Genomic DNA, 2,560 nt, shown 5'->3' on the forward strand with positions numbered 1-2,560 from the left:
GGCCGAGGATCCGGTGGACGCGCTGCTGTCGGCGGCGGCGGAGTCGGAGCTGCTGGTACTCGGCTCGCGGGACATGGCGCCCATGGCCAGCTACTTCCTCGGCGACATCGGTCTGCACGTCATGGCGCGGGCGCAGGCTCCGACCGTGTTCGTACGGGCTCGTGAGGACCCCGCGCCGGCCGACGACGAGGGAGACCTGACGGTGGCCCTGAGCCTGCGGGGTCCGTGCGACGAGCTGCTGGAGTTCGCCTTCACCGGCGCGGCCCGCAGTGGTGTCACGCTGCGCGCGGTGCACGCCAGAAACCTGCCGGCCGCCGCGTACACGCGTGGCGGCACTGTGGCCGATCCGTACCTTCGCGGCGAGGTCATCGGCCACGCTCAACGCGAACTGGCCGCCATGCTCCGTCCCTGGCGGGAGAAGTTCCCCGACGTGCGGGTGGTCGACACCGTGTGGGCGGAGAGCCCGGCCAAGGCGGTGATACGGGGCGCGGTGGGCGCCGCCCTGCTCGTCGTCGGCCGTCGCCAGAAGGGGCCGAGGGTATCGCCCCCGGTGGGCAACGTTCTTGCGGCTGCCGTACATCACACACCGTGCCCGGTGGCGATCGTCCCGCACGGTTGACACGTCATTTCGCGATACCGGACAGGGATTCGGCACGTCCCGGTTCCCACACACCCAGGAAAGGGGTACGTCATGAAGGCGCTCGTCTTCCACGGGCCCGGAGAGTCGTCGTGGGACGAGGTCCCCGACCCCGCGCTCAGGGACGCCGGGGACGTGGTGGTCCGCGTCGACGCCGTCACGATCTGCGGCACCGACCTGCACATCCTCAAGGGGAACGTCCCGGAAGTCGCCCCGGGCACGGTCCTCGGGCACGAGGCGGTCGGCGAGGTGGTCGAGACCGGCGCGGACGTGCGCACCGTGCGCCCGGGGGACCGGGTCCTGGTTTCCTGCATCACGGCCTGCGGGCGCTGTCGTTTCTGCCGTGAGGCCCGCTACGGCCAGTGCCTGGGCGGCGGTGGCTGGGTGCTCGGGCACCTGATCGACGGAACGCAGGCGGAGTACGTACGCGTGCCCTACGCGGACATGTCCGTCCACCCCCTGTCCAGCGCCGTGAGCAACCAGGATGCCGTGCTGCTCGCCGACATCTTCCCCACCGCGTACGAAGTGGGCGTCCTCAACGGCCGGGTCCGCCCCGGCGACACGGTGCTGGTGGTCGGAGCGGGTCCGATCGGACTGGCCGCGATCACGTCGGCACAACTGTTCAGTCCCGGCCGGATCATCGCGGTCGACCTTTCTCCGGCGCGGCTGGAGGCCGCGCGGCGGTTCGGTGCCGACGCGGTGGCGAACGGGGCGGAGGATCCCGCCCGCTTGGTGAGCGACCTCACCGACGGAACCGGCGCGGATGTGGCGATCGAAGCGGTCGGGGTCCCGGAGAGCTTCGAGCTGTGCACCCGTACGGTGCGCGCTGGCGGGCACGTCGCGAACATCGGCGTCCACGGCAAACCGGCGGTGCTGCATCTGGAGGACCTGTGGATCAAGGACGTGACGATCACCACCGGCTTGGTGGACACCTCCTCGACCCCGATGCTGCTGGGAATGCTGGCCACCGGACGGCTTCCCACCAGCTCCCTGGTCACACACACCTTCGGCCTCGACCGGATGGAAGAGGCTTACGGAGTCTTCTCGGCCGCGGCCGAGAGCGGCGCGCTGAAGGTCGTCCTGGAGAGGGCGGGAGCATGAGGGGGCGACCGCGATGACCGGCAGTGACCCGGACCAGGGCTTCCGGCCCGACGCCCCCGCCGCGCATCGGTCCGATCTGGGCCGCCGGGTAGCGGCCAGGAACTGAGGCTGACGCGTGAAGACGTGGCGGTGCGATCGGGCTCGGCCCCCGGCTACATCCAGTACCTGGAGGAGTCAGCGGCGGCGCCGAGGACCAGGTTCCTGCTGCGCTTGGCCGACGCACTGGAGACCACGGTCACGGAGCTGGTCGGCGGGACAGCCGATCTGCCGCCCGGCCTCAGGAAGGCGGGCCGTGATCCGGAGCGCGCTGTGGATCGTCGTCACCCCGGCCGAAGTCACCGGCCGTCGGACCAACCCGCGCCGGAATCGGCAGCCGTCCTCTCCACCCCCGGCCGCCTGACACCGTTCGTCTCCCGTGGGCGGCGATCCGCACCTGCGAGACGGCGCTTCGGGATGCGGCGTCGAAAGCAGTCGCTACCGTGAGAAACAGGGCTCGAAGAGGCCCGACGGCAGCACTGCCCCGACGGAGGACTCGTGGCCGACGACCCGGGCAGGTACGGCGACGGCGTACCGGAACGGGAAGGCGTCCTGCCCGAAGAGCTGCGGGCCCAGCTCGGCGCCGTACAGGACGGCAATCCCGAATCGGTGCGGAGCCTGCTCCAGGCCGTGCTCTCGGTCGGACGGGGGCTGGACCTGCCGCAGGTGCTGCGGCGCATCGTGGAGGCGGCGGTGGTGCTGGTCGACGCCGAGTACGGAGCGCTGGGTGTCGTGGAGGAGGACATGCGCCTCTCCCAGTTCGTGACCGTCGGCGTGGACCGGGAG

At 71.2% G+C, this 2,560-nt stretch carries 3 protein-coding genes and 1 pseudogene; all 4 read left to right on the forward strand.

The genetic code is table 11. The annotated features are described in order from the left end of the window. A partial coding sequence (locus tag BHU15_RS32195) for a universal stress protein (RefSeq protein WP_069630364.1) occupies window positions 1-619 on the forward strand: 619 nt, incomplete at its 5' end. A gap of 72 nt (window positions 620-691) precedes the next feature. Further along, window positions 692-1,738, forward strand: coding sequence for a zinc-dependent alcohol dehydrogenase family protein (locus BHU15_RS32200; RefSeq protein WP_069630365.1), 1,047 nt, complete (start codon window positions 692-694; stop codon window positions 1,736-1,738). Window positions 1,739-1,867: 129 nt separating this feature from the next. After that, window positions 1,868-2,221, forward strand: coding sequence for a hypothetical protein (locus tag BHU15_RS42220; protein ID WP_368483230.1), 354 nt, complete (start codon window positions 1,868-1,870; stop codon window positions 2,219-2,221). A 105-nt stretch (window positions 2,222-2,326) separates the two neighbouring features. Then, window positions 2,327-2,560 (forward strand): annotated as a pseudogene (locus BHU15_RS32205) (histidine kinase); the annotation flags it as partial.

The sequence above is a fragment of the Streptomyces niveus genome (assembly GCF_001723055.1).
Lineage (GTDB): Bacteria > Actinomycetota > Actinomycetes > Streptomycetales > Streptomycetaceae > Streptomyces > Streptomyces niveus.